This is a genomic window from Syntrophobacterales bacterium, assembly GCA_019429105.1.
GTDB lineage: Bacteria > Desulfobacterota > Syntrophia > Syntrophales > UBA5619 > DYTH01.
Map to the genome: position 1 here is coordinate 18,954 of JAHYJE010000013.1, position 17,937 is coordinate 36,890.

Below are 17,937 nucleotides of genomic sequence, written 5' to 3' on the forward strand. Positions count from 1 at the left end.
GACAAATTATCTACCTCGCTAATTTAATGATTGTTTCTTCCAAAATATCCAGGCTGGCTTCCTGTTGCACGCCCGTTTGCATATTGCGCACAGAGGCCTTCTTCTCGGCGATTTCCCGTTCGCCAAGAATCAGCGCGTAGCGGCATTTGAGCTTGTCAGCCTTCTTCATCTGGCTCTTCAGACTGCGGCCTGAATAGTCCATTTCGATCTGCAGTCCCCCCATCCGGAGACGATTGCAGATGAAAAAGGCCTTTTTTAATGCCTCTTCGCCGACAGCCGCTATAAAAAGGAGGGGCGCATTTGCCTCTTCTTTTTCCGGAATCATCGCGACCAGCCGCTCAAAGCCGATCGCGAAACCGATCCCGGGGATATCGGGCCCGCCGAGATCCCGGACAAGGTGGTCATAGCGGCCACCGCCGACAACGGCGTTCTGTGCCCCAAGAAATTCCGTAGTGATTTCAAACGTTGTCCTGGTGTAATAATCGAGGCCCCGCACCATCTTCGGATTCAGCTTGAACGGCAGTGCGAAAAGAATGAGCGCTTCCTGAAGCGTTGAAAAATGATTCAGGCAATCGGCGCAGAGAAAATCGGGCAGCATCGGGGCTTCGGCGATGATTTTGGCGCAGCTTTCCACCTTGCAGTCAAAGACCCTGAGCGGATTGGTGGCCAGGCGGCGCTGGCAGTCGGGGCAGAGTTCCTTTTCCCGCCCCTGAAGAAAAGAGACGATCGCCTGCTGAAAAGCCGGGCGGCAATTGGGGCATCCGAGGGAATTGATCTCCAGAGAAATATTCTGAAGACCCAGTTTGTCAAGAAAATGCGTAAGCATCAAAATGAGTTCCGCATCGGTGCGCGGGTCGTCCGGGCCAAGAATCTCCGTATCGATCTGATGAAACTGGCGGTAACGCCCCTTTTGCGGTCTCTCCCGCCGGAACATGGGGCCGATCGTGTAGAGCTTTGTCACGCTTTCCGCGGCATGGAGGGAGTGCTCGAGATAGGCGCGAATGACGGAGGCGGTCGCCTCCGGACGCAGCGTGAGGGATTCCTCGCCGCGGTCGATAAAGGTGTACATCTCTTTTTCCACGATATCGGTTGACTCACCGATGCCGCGGCGGAATAATTCCGTTTTTTCGAGCAGCGGAACCCGAATCTCCCTGAAGCCGAAGGTACGGAAAACCTCGTGCGCCGTTTCTTCAACCCTTCGCCATTTATCCGTTTCCGGAGGAAGTATGTCTCTGAACCCTCTTACGGAATTTATCTTCTCCATAAAGCAAAACCCACCAGCATTTATTAATTTAAGACCGGAGCTGATAGCATAAACATCCGTTTAACGCAACAAAAATGAAACCGTTTTGCTTGCCATATCATCAAGGCAATCAAGTCTCCCTGCAAAATTCAGAAAAATAGCTTGAAGAGTGAACCTATTATTGATAGCATCAACATGGTGAAAAGGTGGATGCCATGCGGGCGGTATTGCAAAGGGTTGAATCGGCAAGTGTAACTGTAAGTAATCGATTAATATCGAAAATAGGAAAGGGAATATTAGTATTTCTCGGCATTGAGCTGGGCGACAGTGAAGCTGACGCGGATTATCTTCTGGAAAAAATCATTAACCTCCGCATCTTTGAGGACGAAACGGGGAAAATGAACCTTTCCCTGCTCGACATGGATGCCGAGCTGCTCGTTGTTTCCCAGTTTACGCTGCTTGGCGATTGCCGGAAGGGCAGAAGACCCTCCTTCACAAATGCCGCGCGACCGGAACAGGCGCGCCCCCTGTATGACCACCTGGTGTCTCAGGCAAAAAAACAAGTGCGTTTTGTCGCCGCGGGAGAATTTCAGGCCATGATGACGGTCGTAATAGCCAATGACGGACCGGTCACAATGCTTTTGGACAGTAAACGATTTTTTTAATAAACTGGAGGTCTTATGTTAGATGATACCGTAGTTGACGCATATACGTTCGATGATCTGTTGCTGGTACCGGCGGAATCGAGCGTTCTGCCGCGTGATATTGATGGCGCAACTTTTTTAACAAATAATATCAGGCTTAATATCCCGATAATCAGCGCGGCGATGGATACCGTGACCGAATCCAGAACGGCGATCAGTCTGGCCCAGGAGGGGGGAATCGGAATCATCCACAGAAACATGAGCATTGAAAGGCAGGTTGTCGAGGTTGACAAGGTCAAAAAGTCGGAAAGCGGAATGATTGTCGATCCGATCACCATTGAACCGGGGCGCAAGGTCAGGGATGCCCTGGCGCTGATGAATCAATACCGGATATCCGGCGTTCCGGTTGTTAAAAACAAGGTGCTGGTCGGCATATTGACGAACCGCGATTTACGTTTTGAAACCGATCTTGATCAATCCGTTGCCGATGTCATGACAAAGGATAATCTGGTAACGGTTCCCTACACCAATATTTCCCTGGAGGATTCGAAAAAACTCCTCCATAAACACCGCATTGAAAAACTCCTGGTCGTTGATGAAAACTACAATCTCAAAGGTCTGATTACGATCAAGGATATCGAAAAGATAAAGAAATATCCCCTTGCCTGCAAGGATCCGCTGGGAAGACTGCGGGTCGGGGCGGCAGTCGGCATCGTCGATCGCGAAGAGCGGATTACCGCTCTCTTGGCAGCCGGGGCAGACGTAATTGTAATAGATACCTCGCATGGCCACTCTTCCGGTGTTCTGGATGCCGTTCGGGACACGAAGAGAAATTTCCCTCAATGCGAACTTATTGCCGGAAACATCGCCACCTCCGAGGGCGCCCTGGCTCTGATAAAAGCAGGGGTTGACGCCGTCAAGGTCGGGGTCGGCCCCGGGTCCATCTGCACCACAAGAATAATAGCCGGGGTGGGTGTTCCCCAGATGAGCGCGATTCGCGACGCCTACAAGATTGGCAATGAGTACAATATTCCGATTATTGCCGATGGGGGGATCAAGTATTCCGGCGATATCGTCAAGGCGCTTGCGGCAGGCGCACAAACGGTAATGATTGGAAGTTTTTTTGCGGGAACCGAGGAAAGTCCCGGCGAAACTGTGCTTTTTCAAGGGCGCAGTTACAAGGTCTATCGCGGGATGGGCTCCCTGGAGGCCATGAAGATGGGAAGCAAGGACCGCTACTATCAGGATGATCTGGAGAGCAACGCGAAGCTTGTCCCGGAGGGAATCGAAGGACGGGTTCCCTATCGCGGTTCAATCTCGGCCGGCATCCACCAGTTGCTCGGAGGGATAAAGGCGGGCATGGGCTATGTCGGCTGTCGCACGATAGGCGAATTGCACCAGAAGGCCAGATTTGTGAAAATTACCACGGCGGGACTTCGGGAAAGTCATGTGCATGACGTCATCATAACCAAAGAAGCGCCCAACTACTGGCTGGATTGAGCAATGGGATTCTCCGATTTTGTGCATCTGCACGTCCACACTCATTACAGCCTGCTTGATGGGATGATCCGTCTCGACGACCTTTTCCTGAAGGCAAAAGAATACGGAATGCCGGCTGTGGCAATGACCGATCACGGCAATATCTACGGTACGATCGATTTCTATAAACAGGCCATTAAACATGGGGTAAAGCCAATCATCGGCTGCGAACTGTACGTGGCGCCGCACAAACGCACCGATCGGGCCGGCTCCGGACCGGGGGAAAACGCCTATCATCTGATCGTGCTTGCCTCCAATCTGCAGGGCTATAAGAACCTGATGAAATTATCTACCTTGGCGTTTCTTGAGGGTTTTTACTACAAGCCACGGATTGATAAGGAGATTCTCCGCGAGCATCACGAAGGGCTTATCGGCATGAGCGCCTGTCTGCATGGGGAAATCGCTTCCGCCATCCTGAACGGAAATATGGACGAGGCAGGCCGGCAGGCTCTGGAGTACCGTGACATTTTCGGCGAAGGGAATTTCTTTCTCGAAATCATGGAAAACGGCATTCCCGAACAGAAGCAGGCAAACGAGGGTCTGCTTGAGCTGAGCCGCAAGCATTCCATCCCGCTTGTCGCCACCTGCGACTGTCATTACCTCAACCGGGAGGACGCCGAGGCGCAAGAAGTGCTCCTGTGCATACAAACAGGCAAAACACTGCGGGATGTTGAGCGGATGCGTTTTTCCACTGATCAGTTCTACTTCCGCTCCCCGGAAGAGATGAAGCGGCTCTTTAATTATTGCCCGGATGCCATTGAAAATACAACAAAAATAGCAGATAGATGCAACATCTCCTTCGAATTCGGGAAGTTTTATCTCCCGACGCTGGAGGTGGGCACAGACGAAACGTTAGACGGCCGGCTGGAGCAAAAGGCGCGTGCAGGACTCGCGGCTCTTCTCCCGAATCTGCTGCGCGACGGCAGGGAAAATCTCCGGGAAACATACGAAAAAAGGCTCGAACAGGAGCTGGAGATGATCCGGACAATGGGTTTCCCGGGATACTTTCTGATCGTTGCCGATTTTATCGAAAAGGCGCGAGAAAAAAACATTCCGGTGGGACCGGGAAGAGGCTCCGCCGCCGGCAGCCTGGTTGCCTTAGCTACCGGAATTACTAAGGTCGATCCAATCCGTTACAACCTTTTTTTCGAGAGGTTTCTCAACCCCGACAGGGTAACCATGCCCGATATCGACACCGATTTCGCCCCGGAAGGCAGGGAACAGATATTCAATTATGTGACGGATAAATACGGTGCGGACAAGGTTTCCAAAATCATTACCTTTGGGAAAATGCAGGCCAGAGCCGTTATCCGGGATGTTGGCAGGGCGATGGGCATGCCTTATGGCGAGGTTGACAAGATTGCCAAATTAATCCCCAACGTTCTCAATATCAAACTTGCGGACGCAATAAAATCCGAAAAACGCCTTCAGGATGAAGAGAAAAACAATCCGCAGGTTAAAAAGCTACTGGATTTTTCAAAAACTTTAGAGGGACTCAACCGCCATGCCTCGATCCATGCGGCAGGGGTGGTAGTCTCCGACATCCCCCTTGTAGAAAGAATCCCGCTTGCCAAGAGCCTGAAAGAAGATATTGTTTTTACCCAGTTTGCGATGAATGAAGTGGCCGATGTGGGGCTTACGAAATTCGATTTTCTGGGCCTGAAAACACTGACCGTGATCAGCGACGCCGTTCGTTTCGCGAAAGAGGGAAGGGGAGTGACGATCGATATCGACAACCTCCCGCTTGACGACCGCCCGACGTATGAGCTGCTGATGCGCGGGGACACCGATGGCGTTTTTCAGTTGGAAAGCTCCGGCATGAAGGATATGCTGATCCGGATGAAGCCGGACTGCATTGAAGACGTAATCGCGTTGATCGCCCTTTATCGTCCCGGCCCGATGGAAAATATTCCGGAGTTTATCGCCAGGAAGCAGGGCCGGACCAGGATCATTTACGAAACCCCCGAACTGGAGGCAATTCTCAAAGAAACTTACGGCATTATCGTCTATCAGGAACAGGTGATGCAGATCGCCGTAGCCATCGGCAACTACAAACTCTCCGAGGCTGACACGCTGCGCAAGGTCATGAGCAAAAAGAAGACCGAGGAGATGGAAAGCCGGGAAAAGCCGAAGTTCATCGCGGGAGCAAAGAGTAAAAATATTCCCGAAGCAAAGGCCCTCAAAATATGGGAGCAGATGAAGACCTTCGGGAAATATGGATTCAATAAGTCTCACAGCACAGCGTACGCGATAGTCACCTATCAAACCGCCTACGTCAAGGCCCATTATCCGGCGGAATTCGTCGCTGCGCTTTTAACCAGCGAAAAGGATAACCGCGACAAGATCATAAGTCATATCAGCAGTTGCCGGGAGATGGGGATCAATGTCCTCCCGCCGGACATAAATGAATCAATGAGAGACTTCAGCGTCGCCGGCGACCACGTGCGGTTTGGCCTTGCGGCGGTGAAGAATGTTGGGGCCGGCGCTGTCGATTCGATAATCGAGTCAAGAGATGAGGGCGGCCCGTTTACGTCGTTTTTTGATTTTTGCGATCGCATCGATCCCCGCAAGATCAATAAAAGGGTCATCGAAAGCCTGATCAAGTGCGGGGCGTTTGATTCAACCGGAAATAACCGGAACCAGTTAATGACCTTCTATGAAGAGATTATGGAAAAGGCGCAGAAGCGCCATAAGGAGAAAAACAGCAATCAGACAAACCTTCTTGATCAACTTGAAGAAAGTTCGTCAACTACTCGTAATGTAAATTCAAAGAATGAAGACTCGCTTCCTGAAATGGCAGAATGGGAACATAAGGATTTGCTCGCCTATGAAAAGGAAACGATCGGTTTCTATATCAGCGGCCACCCTCTTTCACCTTACAAGGAACGGCTCGGGATGATCGTAACGGCCGATTCAGCGAATCTGAGATCCAAGACGGATCGCGAGGTAGTGACGATAGCCGGAATCGTCAGCAGCATCCGCGACGTTCAGACAAAGCGCAAAGAGACGATGGCTTACATCCTCTTGGAGGATTTGAAGGGTTCGGTTGACATCATCGTTTTCCCGGAAACATATAAAAACAGCTATCAACTTCTCCACGGCGACGCGCCGCTGCTGCTCAAGGGAATCATTGACGCCGGGGAAGAGAATGTGAAGGTGATTTCCTCCGAGGTGACACTGCTGACTGAAGCCGCGGAAAAATCCTACAGCGCGGCCTATTTCACGGTTGACATGAAACAGACCGTTCCCGATGATATCGAAACCCTTTTTCGCTGCCTTCAACGCTACTCGGGAAAACTGGAGGGATATATCAAACTGGTTGAGCCAAGGTGCGAAACCTTGATATACTTGGGCGAGGATATGAAACTCGATCTTTCCGCACCGCTGAGAGCGGAAGCGGAGCGGATCCTGGGCGCCGGTTCACTCCAGTTTGTATAATGTACCAGCTTTAAGTTTACATAACATATCTTATAGGCAATTGATCAAATACCTTCCTCAGCCAGTTTTTTGATCAAACTCGTCTGGCTTGCGGAAAGCTTTCGAGGAACCTCAATGTTAATCTTTACAAACTGGTCTCCATGCGCCGTGCCAGACCCCTTGAGGGGTGGGATTCCCAAACCCTTAAGACGGATCTTGGCGCCGCACTGCGTCCCTGAGGGAACTTTAAGCCTTTTAACGGAACCATCGATCGTCGGGACTTCGATGCTGCCTCCCAAAGCCGCCTGGGTGAAGGAGATCGTTTTTTCAATGTATATGTCATTTCCATCCCGGGCGAACAGCGGATGAGGAAGTACATTAATGTTCAGGTATAAATCGCCGTTGGCACCGTTGTTTTTCCCCGGATAGCCTTTTCCGGAGAGCCGCAGCTTCTTGCCGGTATTGATACCGGCGGGAATTTTTACCGTTATTTCATTGATCCCGGTTTCACTGCGGAGGGAAATCTGTTTTTCCGCGCCTGCAACAGCCTCTTCAAGCGTAATGGAAAGATTGTAATGCAAGTCCTCCCCTTTTTGCGGCACAGAGTAAGCGGATCGTCCCCCTCCGAAGAGATCATCGTATCCTCCGCCGCCCGTTTGAAAACTGAAGCCGCCCCGCCTGCCGGTACTGCGAAACCCGCCGCCCATACCGCCAAATCCAAAACCCCTCAATATTTCATTGAGATCCACATTGCGGAAGATGTCTTCCTGACTGTAGCGCTGACTGAACTGATCAGAACCATAGGTATCGTACTGCTTGCGCTTTTCAGCGTCGCTTAAAACGGCGTACGCCTCGCTGATTTTCTTGAATTTTTCTTCCGCCTCGCGGTTATTGGGATTTTTGTCGGGATGATACTTCATCGCCAGTTTCCGGTAGGCCTTCTTTACCTCTTCCTGATCAACCCCTTTTTCTATACCCAGTGTCTTATAGTAATCCTGCGTCATAAATTTCACCCTTTAAAAAGAAGACGTCAAAATCAACTCAATAGCGACAGCTTTCTTTTTATTAATATGCTCATCGCCGGATCAGTTGTTTTCAAAAGCGCCTTCTGATAGAATTCAACCGCCTTCTTGTTATCCTTCAATTGCTCGTAAATTCTCGCAATATTTGTGTAATTTATACTTTCAAATGATGAACCGCCCTTCGTTTTCATCGCCAGATCATAAAATTCCAGGGCCTTTTTAAGGTCTTTTTTTTGTTCTGCGCATGCGCCCAACCCATTATAGGCAAGGGCAACTAAATCGTTATCGGAAGAAGCACTTTTGATAAACGCATGATAGGAGGCCTCCGCCTCATCATAAGCGCGACGATTGTAATATAAATTTCCCAGGCGATAGTGACCGAGAGAAGCGGCATTGCTCCGCGGATATTTGGAGAGCAGTTCCTTCAATCCTTTCGTCAATGCTTCGTCGCCGGCGGGGGAACCCGCTTTCATCTGGGCCGTCAATATCCCATTGTAAAATCCGGCTGCTTTGTTTTCGTAATTCGCCTGATAGAGATAAACGCCGGCGGCAATGAGAAAGATGACGACCGCTATCCCTGCTCCCAGATATATTTTACTCCGGTGGGTTTCGACAAAGGATCGTATTTTAATGAATAAAATTGTTAGCTTGTCCGGTTCTTCGAGTTCTTTTTTTTCTAACTTATTTGACATTATTTTCAATTCTCTCCTTTATGGCGTGATTAATTGTTTAAAAGATATCCGTATCAATGCGGATTATTAACAAATGTTCTGAGTTTGTCGGTTATTATGGCCGGGATGCGGATAATTTTTCCGGTGCGGTCGGTGCAGGCATGCACAGTATAGCCCTCGGTCAGCAAATTGATCTGCGCTTCGTCCCATATCTTGTGGGTAAATTTAATACTGGCCCGCTTGATAAAGTCTATCCCGGTTTGCAAAAGAACCAGATCATCATAGCGGGCAGGCAGGTGGTAATGACAGTAGGCCTGGGTTACTGGCAGATTGCATCCTGATGCTTCAAGGTCCTTATAAACAATCCCCAGTTCGCGAAAAAGCTCGGTTCTCCCTATTTCAAACCAGCGGATGTAATTGGTGTGATAGACAATACCCATCGCATCGGTGTCCGCGTAAATAACTCTAATTTTCAGCGGGCTTCTATTCAAAGAGCCTCTCCAAACCGCCGATGAAATGTTCCATGAATCTATACCCGGGCGATACCATGTTGCCGGAATTATGAGCACTGGTTTCCCCAAAAGAACCCCCCCGGCCCTGATTTTCACCTGGTCGGGAAGAGAGAAACGCCAGTGGGCTAGGATCGACAATATGGGTTTTTAGCGCAATCGGAGTCCGATGATCGCTTAAAACGGCAACCCGGTATTCACCAAACAGGGAAATACCGTCAAGGATTGCACCAACAACCTTCTTATCGAAATCCTCAATCGCCTTTATCTTCCCACCGACATTGCCTTCGTGCCCCATCTCGTCAGGGGACTCGACGTGGAGAAAGACAAAATCGAGATTCTGGAGTGCAGACAATGCCTTTTCTGCCTTGCCGACATAATTGGTATCGGTGTAGCCGGTTGCCCCCGTGACTTTGAGGACCTCGAGCCCGGCATAAATCCCGATTCCGTTCAGCAGATCAACGGCAGAGATCATCCCGCCTGTAATTCGAAATCTCTCCGTCATTTTTTGAATCCGTGGCGCCCTCCCCTGCCCCCAAAGCCAGATAGACGTTACGGGCTTCAACCCCTTCGCTCGTCGTTCCCGGTTAAGCGGGTAATCGGCAAGAAAATCCTGGGACAGCTTCATCAGACGGGCTATCTCCAGAGCGCCCTCCCCACTGGGCAGATACGGCGCAACCCTTTGGCCGGTGATGTCGTGGGGCGGAGTCGCCTTCATTCCAGGCTCTCCCCCGTGCCACACCAGCAGGTGCCGATACCCGACGCCGGGATGAAATTGGAACTCCTCCGAGCCCAGCGCAGCGTTCAAATCATTGATCAGGGGAGCTGCCTCCGCAGAGGAGATATGACCGGCCGTAAAATCCTCCATAACCGGCTCCACCGAGTCGCTTAACGTCACGAGATTGCAACGAAAGGCGACATCCTCCGGGGCAAGCTGGACCCCCATATTGGCCGCCTCGAGCGGCGCCCTGCCCGAATAAAAGACACGGGAATCATAACCGAGGACGGCAAGATTCGCCACATCGCTTCCCGGGGCAAGCCCCGGGGGAATCGTGTCGATCAGACTCAACGTTCCCTCCGCTGCGATCCTGTCCATATTGGGGGTGTAGGCGTATTCGAGCGGGGTTTTCCCTTGCAGGGAGTCAATGGGGTAATCTGCCATCCCGTCTCCCAGTAACACTATGTATTTCATGTAAGGTTATCGTCCTCAATTCTAATCAGCATGGTTTTTCCCATCACGACATCAAGCGTGTCAATCTCCGCAAGCGCCTTTTGGACATGACGCTCCTTGGCTTTGTAGGTAGTCATTACAATTGGAACGGCGCCATCCTGCCTTCGTCCCTTTTGGATCACTACTGCAATGCTGATGTTGTTCTGTCCGAGGATGCCGGAGATGCGGGAAAGGACGCCCGATCGGTCGGCAACTGAAAAACGAAAATAATAATTGGTGAGAATCTCTTCAAAGGGCAAAAGATTGATATCGCTTATTTTTTCTTCGTCAAAGACCCGGGGCGGAACCCGTCCCGCGCTCCTTTTGATGATATCCCGGGCGATATCGACCACGTCGCTGATAACGGCGCTTGCCGTCGGCAGCATGCCCGCCCCCTGTCCGTAGAGAAATACCGAATCAGCCGCGTCGCCTATGATATGAAAGGCATTGAAATTGCTGTTCACGTTGGCAAGCAGGTGGGAAAAAGGAACCATGGTCGGGTGCAGCCGTGCTTCGATGAATTCACCACGTCGAATGGCAATAGCCAACAATTTTATCCGATAACCGAGTTCCCGGGCAAAAGCTATATCCTGCTCGCCGATATTTGCTATCCCTTCCCGGTGCAGATCTTCAAGACGGACCCTCTTCCCGTAGGAGAGGGAAAGGAGTATGGCGAGCTTGTGCGCGGCATCCACCCCTTCGATGTCAAATGTCGGATTGGCTTCAGCAAAGCCAAGCGTCTGCGCCTCTTTCAGAACAGACTCAAAGGAACCGCCCTCATCGGTCATTTTGCTCAGGATGAAATTTGAGGTTCCGTTGACAATCGCCATGATTGATTCAATCCGGTTGCCGATCAGACTCTCCTTGATCGTTTTGATAACGGGGATTGTTCCGCCGACGCTGGGTTCAAAGCCGATATTGACCCCGTTTCTTTGCGCGCTTCGGAATATTTCATCCCCATAAGTCGCCAAAAGCGCCTTATTTGCCGTGCAAACGTGTTTTTTGTTGTCCATCGCCTTCAGGATAAAGGTGCGGGCCGGCTCATATCCCCCCATCAGTTCGATGACAATGTCTATTTCCGGGTCGGTGAGGATGTCGTCAGCTTTTGTTGTCAGAGTGCCTTCCGGGAGATCTACGCCCCGAGGGGTGGTGATATCGAGATCCGCTATTCTCTTCAAGCGAAGCTCGGCGCCCAGACGTCCTGAAATTAATTCACCGTTTTTCTGGAGCAGCCTGATTACGCCTGTGCCTATTGTACCAAAGCCTATAAGCCCTAAATTTATTATTTTCTTCATGTTTATCACGTTACCAAGGTTTCTTTCACATAAAAGTCCGTGCTTTATATCAGATCACAAAAAACAATTAAAGCAAAAAAAGACAAGCTCCGCAGGTAATTTAGAATGAATATTTATCCCGTCTTCGCCAGGGACAGTCTCCCTTCCCATCTGCGCAGGAGAACATCCCGGAGTTCAGAGTGATTCGGGTCTGTCAGATACGGGTCATCATCCACAACCGAAAAGGCATCCTCCTTCGCCTCCGAGAGAATCCTTCCATCCCGTGCGATATTGGCTATTCTGAAATCGGGAAGGCCGGATTGTCTGGTTCCCATGAATTCACCCGGCCCCCGTATAGCCAGATCCTCTTCGGCAATGCGGAAGCCGTCGTTAGTCTCCTCCATAATGCGCAATCTTTTGCGGGCGTCTTCAGAGGCAGGCTTCTGAGCAAGCAAAATGCAGTAAGACGGAGCACCGCCCCGGCCCACACGCCCCCTAAGTTGGTGAAGCTGGGAGAGCCCGAACCGCTCCGCGTGCTCGATTACCATCAGCGACGCGGCGGGAATGTCAATCCCCACTTCAATGACCGTCGTCGCGACGAGAATGTTGATTTTCATCCCGACAAAATCACCCATAACCTGCTCTTTTTCCTTACCTTTCATCCGACCATGGACAAGGCCTACGTTCAGCTCCGGAAAAACATCCTTTTGGAGGTGTTCCGCCATACGAACGGCATCCTTAAGGTCAAGATTTTCCGAAGCTTCTACCAGGGGATAGACAATGAACGCCTGTCTGCCTTTTTTAACCTCGCGGCGGATAATTTCATAAACGCTCGACCTTTGGGCTTCCGAAAAAACCTTCGTCCGCGTTGGCTGTTTTCCGGGGGGCATTTCATCGATAACCGAGACGTCCAGATCGCCATAAACCGTCATTGCCAGGGTGCGGGGGATGGGGGTTGCGGTCATGACCAGGACATCGGGAATTTGCCCTTTTTTGCGGAGGGCTGCCCGCTGAACGACGCCGAAGCGGTGCTGTTCATCGATCACAACGAGGCCCAAATTTTTAAAAACAACCTTGCCCTGAATCAGGGCATGTGTGCCCACGACAAACCCACTACGTCCGTTTTTTATTTTTTCCAGAACCTCCGCCTTTTGGGGCGCCGACAGGTTGCCGGTCAGCAGCTCGCATTGGATTCCCAGCTTATCCAACAATGCAGATATATTGCGGTAGTGCTGTTCGGCAAGGATTTCGGTCGGGGCCATAATTGCCGTCTGATATCCATTCGCACAGGCAACCACGGCAGCGATGGTCGCAACAATTGTCTTTCCGGAACCCACATCCCCCTGCAAAAGCCTGTTCATCGGCAACAAAGAGGCCATGTCTTTCCCGATTTCCGCAATAGTGCGACTTTGGGCGTCGGTTAGAGAAAAAGGGAGGATATTGTAGAGAGTGCGCAGCATCTCCGGATTGACGTTGAAAGAAATGCCCTTTTCAAGAAGCTGTCCCTTTTTTCTCAGGGCCATTCCCAGTTGAAAAAAGAAAAACTCATCATAGATGAGCCGCCGATGGGCCGCCGAATGCATTTGTTGATAGTCATCGATATTGTGGTCGTTATCGGGAAAATGGACCATACGAAAAGCATCGCGAAAATTCATCAGGGAGCGGCTTTTGATTATGTTTTCAGGGATCGGGCTCATCATGAGGGGCGCAAAGTTACGCACAGCCCGCCATGTTATCCGCCGAATAGTTTTTTGGGGAAGCCCGGCTGTTTCGGAATAGATCGGCACAATCCGCTTGAAGTGAAGGAGCTGGTCGTCGCCTTCGCTGAGAATCTCGAAATCCGGATGGATTATTTCCCGGTCAAAAGGAAACCCGACAATCGCGCCGGCAAGGATGACGCGGGTGTTTGGCTTAAAGGAATTGCGCAAAAACAGTTCCTGTCCTTTAAACCATTTGGCCTTGATAACCCCGGAAAAGTCCTCGATTAGTGCTTCGAACACCTTTTTCCTGCCATAGAAACGCAGCTCGGCATGCACGACTCTGCCTACGACAATCTGCTTTACTCCAGGAACAGTTTCCGCGATCAGGGAAATATGTCGGCGGTCTTCGTAGCGACGGGGGAGAAAGTAGAGAAGCTCCTCTATTGTTTTTATATCTTTACGGGTGAAAAGAGCGGCTATCCTCGTTCCCACCCCGGAGATGGAAGTAATGGGGAGAAAAAGGGCGGTTTGCGAACGTAACGACCCCTCCCCGCCTTTTTCTTTTTCATTAACGGAATCTCTTTGCAGAATGCCTTTCAAATCGGCAAGCGCTTTGACTGCATTATCGATCCGTACTTTCTTGTCTTCGGCGCCTGATACATCATAATCCAGAAACAGCCTTGAAAGTTCGTTTATGATGGCATCTGCCTCCTCAATTCGGGTAAGTTTATTGCCCTTGGGATTGACCGCTCCTCGGAGCTGATTCAGAAAAGACGTCATCGCCTCGCCGAGATTTTCGACAAGCGACAGACGGCTGTAAGAGTTCCATGCTGCAAAAGAAAGCGGCGCCTCCATTTTTTCGATGATTTTTAATAATGGCTCCATCTTTACCCTGGCCGTGGACTTGAGGTAATTTATAGAAATAACTTAACAAACGAGGCAATTGCAAAACTCTCACATTCTGTCATTCCCGCAATGATTTTAAGCGGGAAAACGAAGTTTAATGTTCATAATCTGGTTCTAACTGCTTGAAAAACCGTATTCCCGATAGAAGCATTGTGTACATTAAGCTCCGCTTTCGGGAATGACAAATAGTTTTGCAATTGGCTCAAACATTAGTCTTTTTAGCATATTATACATTTAGAGACAAGTAAATAATTGACTTTATCATAAAGCTAAGATAATAAACGGCCGGCGATTTATGAACATTAATCTTCGATTTATGAACATTAATCTGCGATTTGTGAACATTAATCTGCGATTTGAGGATTTTTAAATTATCGTTTGGGGAGAGAAACTGAATGACAGACAAACTTACTTACAGAAAATCCGGAGTTGACATAGATGCGGGCAATTCCTTTGTTGAGAGAATAAAACCTCTGATAAAAAACACCGCCCGCAGGGAAATGATGAGTGGGATTGGCGGGTTCGGCGGCCTTTTTCACCTCGACACGGGGAAAATAAAAGACCCTCTGCTTGTCTCTTCCACAGACGGCGTAGGCACCAAACTCAAAATCGCGCAATTGATGGACAAGCATGATACGGTCGGAATCGACCTGGTGGCGATGTCGGTAAACGACATCATTGTTCAGGGAGCGGAGCCGCTCTTTTTTCTCGACTACATAGCATGCGGCAAGCTGGATGTAGATAAAAGCGTTCAAATTGTTGAAGGAATCGTCGCGGGATGTCAGGATGCCGGCTGCTCGCTGCTCGGCGGGGAAACGGCGGAGATGCCGGGGTTCTATCCCAACGGCGAGTATGATCTTGCCGGTTTTTGCGTCGGCGTTGTCGAAGCTGATAAGCTGATCGACGGATCCGAAGTCCGCGTCGGCGACCGGATTATCGGGATAGCATCCTCCGGATTGCACAGCAATGGCTTTTCACTGGTGCGGCGCACCCTCTTTGACGAAGGAAAACTGAAACCATCCGCTAAAATAGCCGGTTTCGACCAGTCCTTGGGGCTCGAGCTCCTCACCCCAACTAAAATTTACGTAAAACCCATCCTCAATCTGATCAAAAATTTTCAAATCCACGGAATTGTGCATATTACCGGTGGGGGCTTTACCGAAAATATCCCCCGCATTATCCCTGCTCAGTGCTGCAGCGTAATTCGCAGAGGAAGCTGGCCCATTCTGCCGATTTTTGATTTACTCCGCGACATCGGCAAGATTGATGCTGAAGAGATGTTTCGGGTGTTCAACATGGGGATCGGAATGGTCTTGATTGTCGCAAAAAATGATGAGGCAGAGATTATCGACCGGCTGGATAAAATGGGTGAGCACGGCTATGCCTTGGGAGAAATTGAAATGCGAGGAAAAGATGACCGATCAGTTTACTTCATCTGAAAATCAAGGGTTAAGAGAGACACGGCGCAAGACTGTCCTGGGCGTGCTTGTTTCAGGAAACGGTTCAAACCTCCAGTCCCTCATAGAAAACATAGAAAACAAAAAACTCGACGGTCAGATTAGCGTAATGATCAGCAACAATCAATCCGCCTACGCGTTGGAGAGGTGTCGAAAACATAATATTCCCACGGCGGTAGTCGATCACCGTCGCTTTGCGGCGAGAGAGGATTTTGACAGACGCGTGATTGAAATCCTCAAAGCATCGGGAGTCGAACTTGTTGTGATGGCAGGGTTCATGCGAATACTGACTCCCCTCTTTTTTCGCGCCTTCCCGATGAAAATAATGAATATCCACCCGGCTCTCCTTCCCGCTTTTTCAGGAATCCATGTCCAGCAGAAGGCAATCGATTATGGGGTGAAATTTTCCGGATGCACCGTTCATTTTGCCGATGAAGGAGTAGATTCCGGTCCCGTAATTATCCAGGCTGTAGTTCCGGTTTATGATGATGATAACGCAAGCAGCCTCTCAAAACGCATTTTGGCAGAGGAGCATCGGATCTATCCCCAGGCCATCCAGTACTACGCTGAAGGCAGAATAGAGATAAATGGCCGCAAGGTGCGCATTCTTGACTCCAGCCGGCGGGAGTATGCAGCCCTTATCAACCCGCCTTTGACAATAGCTTAACGGAGGCTCATGGCATGAAAAATCTTCATGAAACAGACATCGTTTATGATTTTACGATCCATGCTCTCGGCGAATGCACCATCCCGTCTCCAGTAACCGTCAGCTATTTTGTTCCCGAAGAAAGGAGATTGCTTTTCAATACCTATCTGAACGAGTTCGATTTGCTGAAATCGCCGGAGGGCTTGCCGCTTTCCTTTGAGATGGCCGGACCGCGTGAGAAAATATTCTTCGATCCCTCCAAAACAAAAGCCGCCATTGTTACTTGCGGCGGGCTTTGCCCCGGCATAAACGATGTTATCCGCTCGCTGGTTATGGAACTTTATTATCGCTACGGCGTTGAAAATGTTATTGGCATCAAGTTTGGATTTCAGGGATTTATTCATAAATACGGCCATCCGGTAATTCAGCTCACACCCGATGTCGTAAAAGACATCAATAACCTGGGGGGATCAATTCTCTCCTCCTCCCGGGGACGTCAGGATATAGACGAGATGGTGGACGCCCTGAAAAGAATGAACATTGACCTGCTTTTCACAGTAGGCGGAGACGGCACCATAAGGGGAACGGAGGGCATCTGCGAAGAGATTGCGCGCCGCGGTCTGAATATTGGGGTTGTCGGGATACCCAAGACTATCGACAACGACCTGAACCTGATACAGCAGTCCTTCGGCTTCGATACAGCCGTTTCCGAATCGGTCAAGGCAATCCAGTGCGCCCATGTAGAGGCCAAGGGAGCGCCCAATGGCATTGGCCTTGTCAAGATCATGGGACGGGAAGCCGGCCATATTGCGGCAAGCGCCGCTTTGGCACAAAATGATGTAAATTTTGTTCTCATCCCGGAGGTTCCCTTTGATTTGGATGGTGAAAAGGGGCTGCTCAGGCAAATCGAAAAAAGGCTGAAAGAAAGCGCCCATTGCGTTCTTCTTGTCGCCGAAGGCGCGGGCCAGGACATCATGTCTCAGGACTGGAAAAAGGGGGAGCCTGCCGCCTGCAGCCCTTTGCAAGGGGCAACTTGTCCATATCCGGCCAACCGGCGACAGTTGACTGTTGAGACAGACGCCTCGGGCAACCCCCGGCTGCACGACATCGGCGCCTTCCTGAAAAAAGAGATTGCTGATCACTTTGAAAAAACGGGCATTGAAGTTAACATCAAGTATATCGACCCCAGCTACATGATCCGCAGCGTTCCGGCAAACGCCAGTGACAGCCGCTACTGCGGCGCCCTCGGACAATACGCCGTTCATGCGGGAATGGCAGGGAAAACAGGGATAATTGTCGGCATGGTGAAGGATGAATACGTCCATATTCCCCTCAAGATGATTGGTTCCGGCACGCAGCTCGATCCCCTGGGAAATATCTGGATGAGGGTTCTGGAAGCTACCGGCCAGCCCCCTTCCCTTACTAATGATTAAAAAATGCTTGCATTCCTGACCAATATGATTTAAGTGCACTCAACATTTCAATAAGGAGTTCGGCTATGTCAAGAGTTTGTGAAATATGTGGGAAGAAGTCGTTGAAGGGCAATAAGGTAAGCCATGCCAATAACAAGCATTCCAAGGTCTGGCAACCAAACCTCCAGAAAATCCGTTGCGTTGACGATAAATCGGGAGGGGTCAAGCAGGTTAAGGTTTGTACCCGCTGCATCCGGTCCGGTTTTGTCAAAAAAATTGTTTAAGAA

The 17,937-nt window shown here is 50.2% G+C and carries 14 protein-coding genes; 7 read left to right on the forward strand and 7 right to left on the reverse strand.

Going from position 1 to position 17,937, the window contains the following annotated elements; translation table 11 throughout:
* Window positions 1-10: 10 nt before the first annotated feature.
* The gene (gene hisS, locus K0B01_06095; GenBank protein MBW6485705.1) at window positions 11-1,264 is read right to left on the reverse strand and encodes a histidine--tRNA ligase; all 1,254 of its coding nucleotides are present in this window, start codon (window positions 1,262-1,264) and stop codon (window positions 11-13) included.
* Between the two features lie 194 nt (window positions 1,265-1,458).
* Here hisS and dtd point away from each other — a divergent pair, with 194 nt between their 5' ends.
* The 3 genes from dtd to K0B01_06110 are packed head-to-tail and all read left to right on the forward strand — an operon-like array spanning window position 1,459 to window position 6,864.
* Entirely contained in the window at window positions 1,459-1,908 is a 450-nt protein-coding gene (gene dtd / locus K0B01_06100; GenBank protein ID MBW6485706.1) for a D-tyrosyl-tRNA(Tyr) deacylase, read from the forward strand.
* A 15-nt stretch (window positions 1,909-1,923) separates the two neighbouring features.
* Window positions 1,924-3,387 (forward strand): IMP dehydrogenase, encoded by a 1,464-nt coding sequence (guaB, locus tag K0B01_06105; GenBank protein ID MBW6485707.1) that lies wholly within the window; start codon window positions 1,924-1,926, stop codon window positions 3,385-3,387.
* A gap of 3 nt (window positions 3,388-3,390) precedes the next feature.
* Complete coding sequence (locus tag K0B01_06110) at window positions 3,391-6,864, forward strand: DNA polymerase III subunit alpha (protein ID MBW6485708.1); 3,474 nt, start codon at window positions 3,391-3,393, stop codon at window positions 6,862-6,864.
* A 44-nt stretch (window positions 6,865-6,908) separates the two neighbouring features.
* Here K0B01_06110 and K0B01_06115 read toward each other — a convergent pair whose 3' ends face one another.
* From K0B01_06115 to recG, 6 genes are all read right to left on the reverse strand, one after another.
* The gene (locus K0B01_06115; protein MBW6485709.1) at window positions 6,909-7,847 is read right to left on the reverse strand and encodes a DnaJ domain-containing protein; all 939 of its coding nucleotides are present in this window, start codon (window positions 7,845-7,847) and stop codon (window positions 6,909-6,911) included.
* A 32-nt stretch (window positions 7,848-7,879) separates the two neighbouring features.
* Window positions 7,880-8,557 (reverse strand): tetratricopeptide repeat protein, encoded by a 678-nt coding sequence (locus tag K0B01_06120; GenBank protein MBW6485710.1) that lies wholly within the window; start codon window positions 8,555-8,557, stop codon window positions 7,880-7,882.
* A gap of 53 nt (window positions 8,558-8,610) precedes the next feature.
* Complete coding sequence (locus K0B01_06125) at window positions 8,611-9,027, reverse strand: acyl-CoA thioesterase (GenBank protein MBW6485711.1); 417 nt, start codon at window positions 9,025-9,027, stop codon at window positions 8,611-8,613.
* The gene (locus K0B01_06130) at window positions 9,020-10,237 is read right to left on the reverse strand and encodes a cofactor-independent phosphoglycerate mutase (GenBank protein MBW6485712.1); all 1,218 of its coding nucleotides are present in this window, start codon (window positions 10,235-10,237) and stop codon (window positions 9,020-9,022) included. Before K0B01_06130 ends, K0B01_06125 begins: the two co-directional genes overlap by 8 nt.
* Window positions 10,234-11,550 (reverse strand): homoserine dehydrogenase, encoded by a 1,317-nt coding sequence (locus tag K0B01_06135; GenBank protein MBW6485713.1) that lies wholly within the window; start codon window positions 11,548-11,550, stop codon window positions 10,234-10,236. The genes K0B01_06130 and K0B01_06135 overlap by 4 nt, the downstream gene beginning before the upstream one ends.
* Before the next feature lie 113 nt (window positions 11,551-11,663).
* Window positions 11,664-14,114, reverse strand: coding sequence for an ATP-dependent DNA helicase RecG (gene recG / locus K0B01_06140; protein ID MBW6485714.1), 2,451 nt, complete (start codon window positions 14,112-14,114; stop codon window positions 11,664-11,666).
* A 416-nt stretch (window positions 14,115-14,530) separates the two neighbouring features.
* On the opposite strand from recG, the gene purM reads away from it, so the two are divergent.
* The 4 genes from purM (at window position 14,531) to rpmB (ending at window position 17,934) form a co-directional block, all read left to right on the forward strand.
* On the forward strand, window positions 14,531-15,574 hold the full coding sequence (purM, locus tag K0B01_06145) for a phosphoribosylformylglycinamidine cyclo-ligase (GenBank protein ID MBW6485715.1): 1,044 nt from the start codon (window positions 14,531-14,533) through the stop codon (window positions 15,572-15,574).
* Entirely contained in the window at window positions 15,549-16,259 is a 711-nt protein-coding gene (gene purN, locus K0B01_06150; GenBank protein MBW6485716.1) for a phosphoribosylglycinamide formyltransferase, read from the forward strand. Before purM ends, purN begins: the two co-directional genes overlap by 26 nt.
* 14 nt (window positions 16,260-16,273) lie before the next feature.
* Window positions 16,274-17,671, forward strand: a complete 1,398-nt coding sequence (locus K0B01_06155) for an ATP-dependent 6-phosphofructokinase (protein MBW6485717.1) — start codon at window positions 16,274-16,276, stop codon at window positions 17,669-17,671.
* A 65-nt stretch (window positions 17,672-17,736) separates the two neighbouring features.
* Window positions 17,737-17,934 carry a 50S ribosomal protein L28 gene (gene rpmB, locus K0B01_06160; GenBank protein MBW6485718.1) on the forward strand — a complete coding sequence of 66 codons (198 nt, stop codon included), beginning with the start codon at window positions 17,737-17,739 and terminating at the stop codon, window positions 17,932-17,934.
* Window positions 17,935-17,937: the final 3 nt, after the last annotated feature.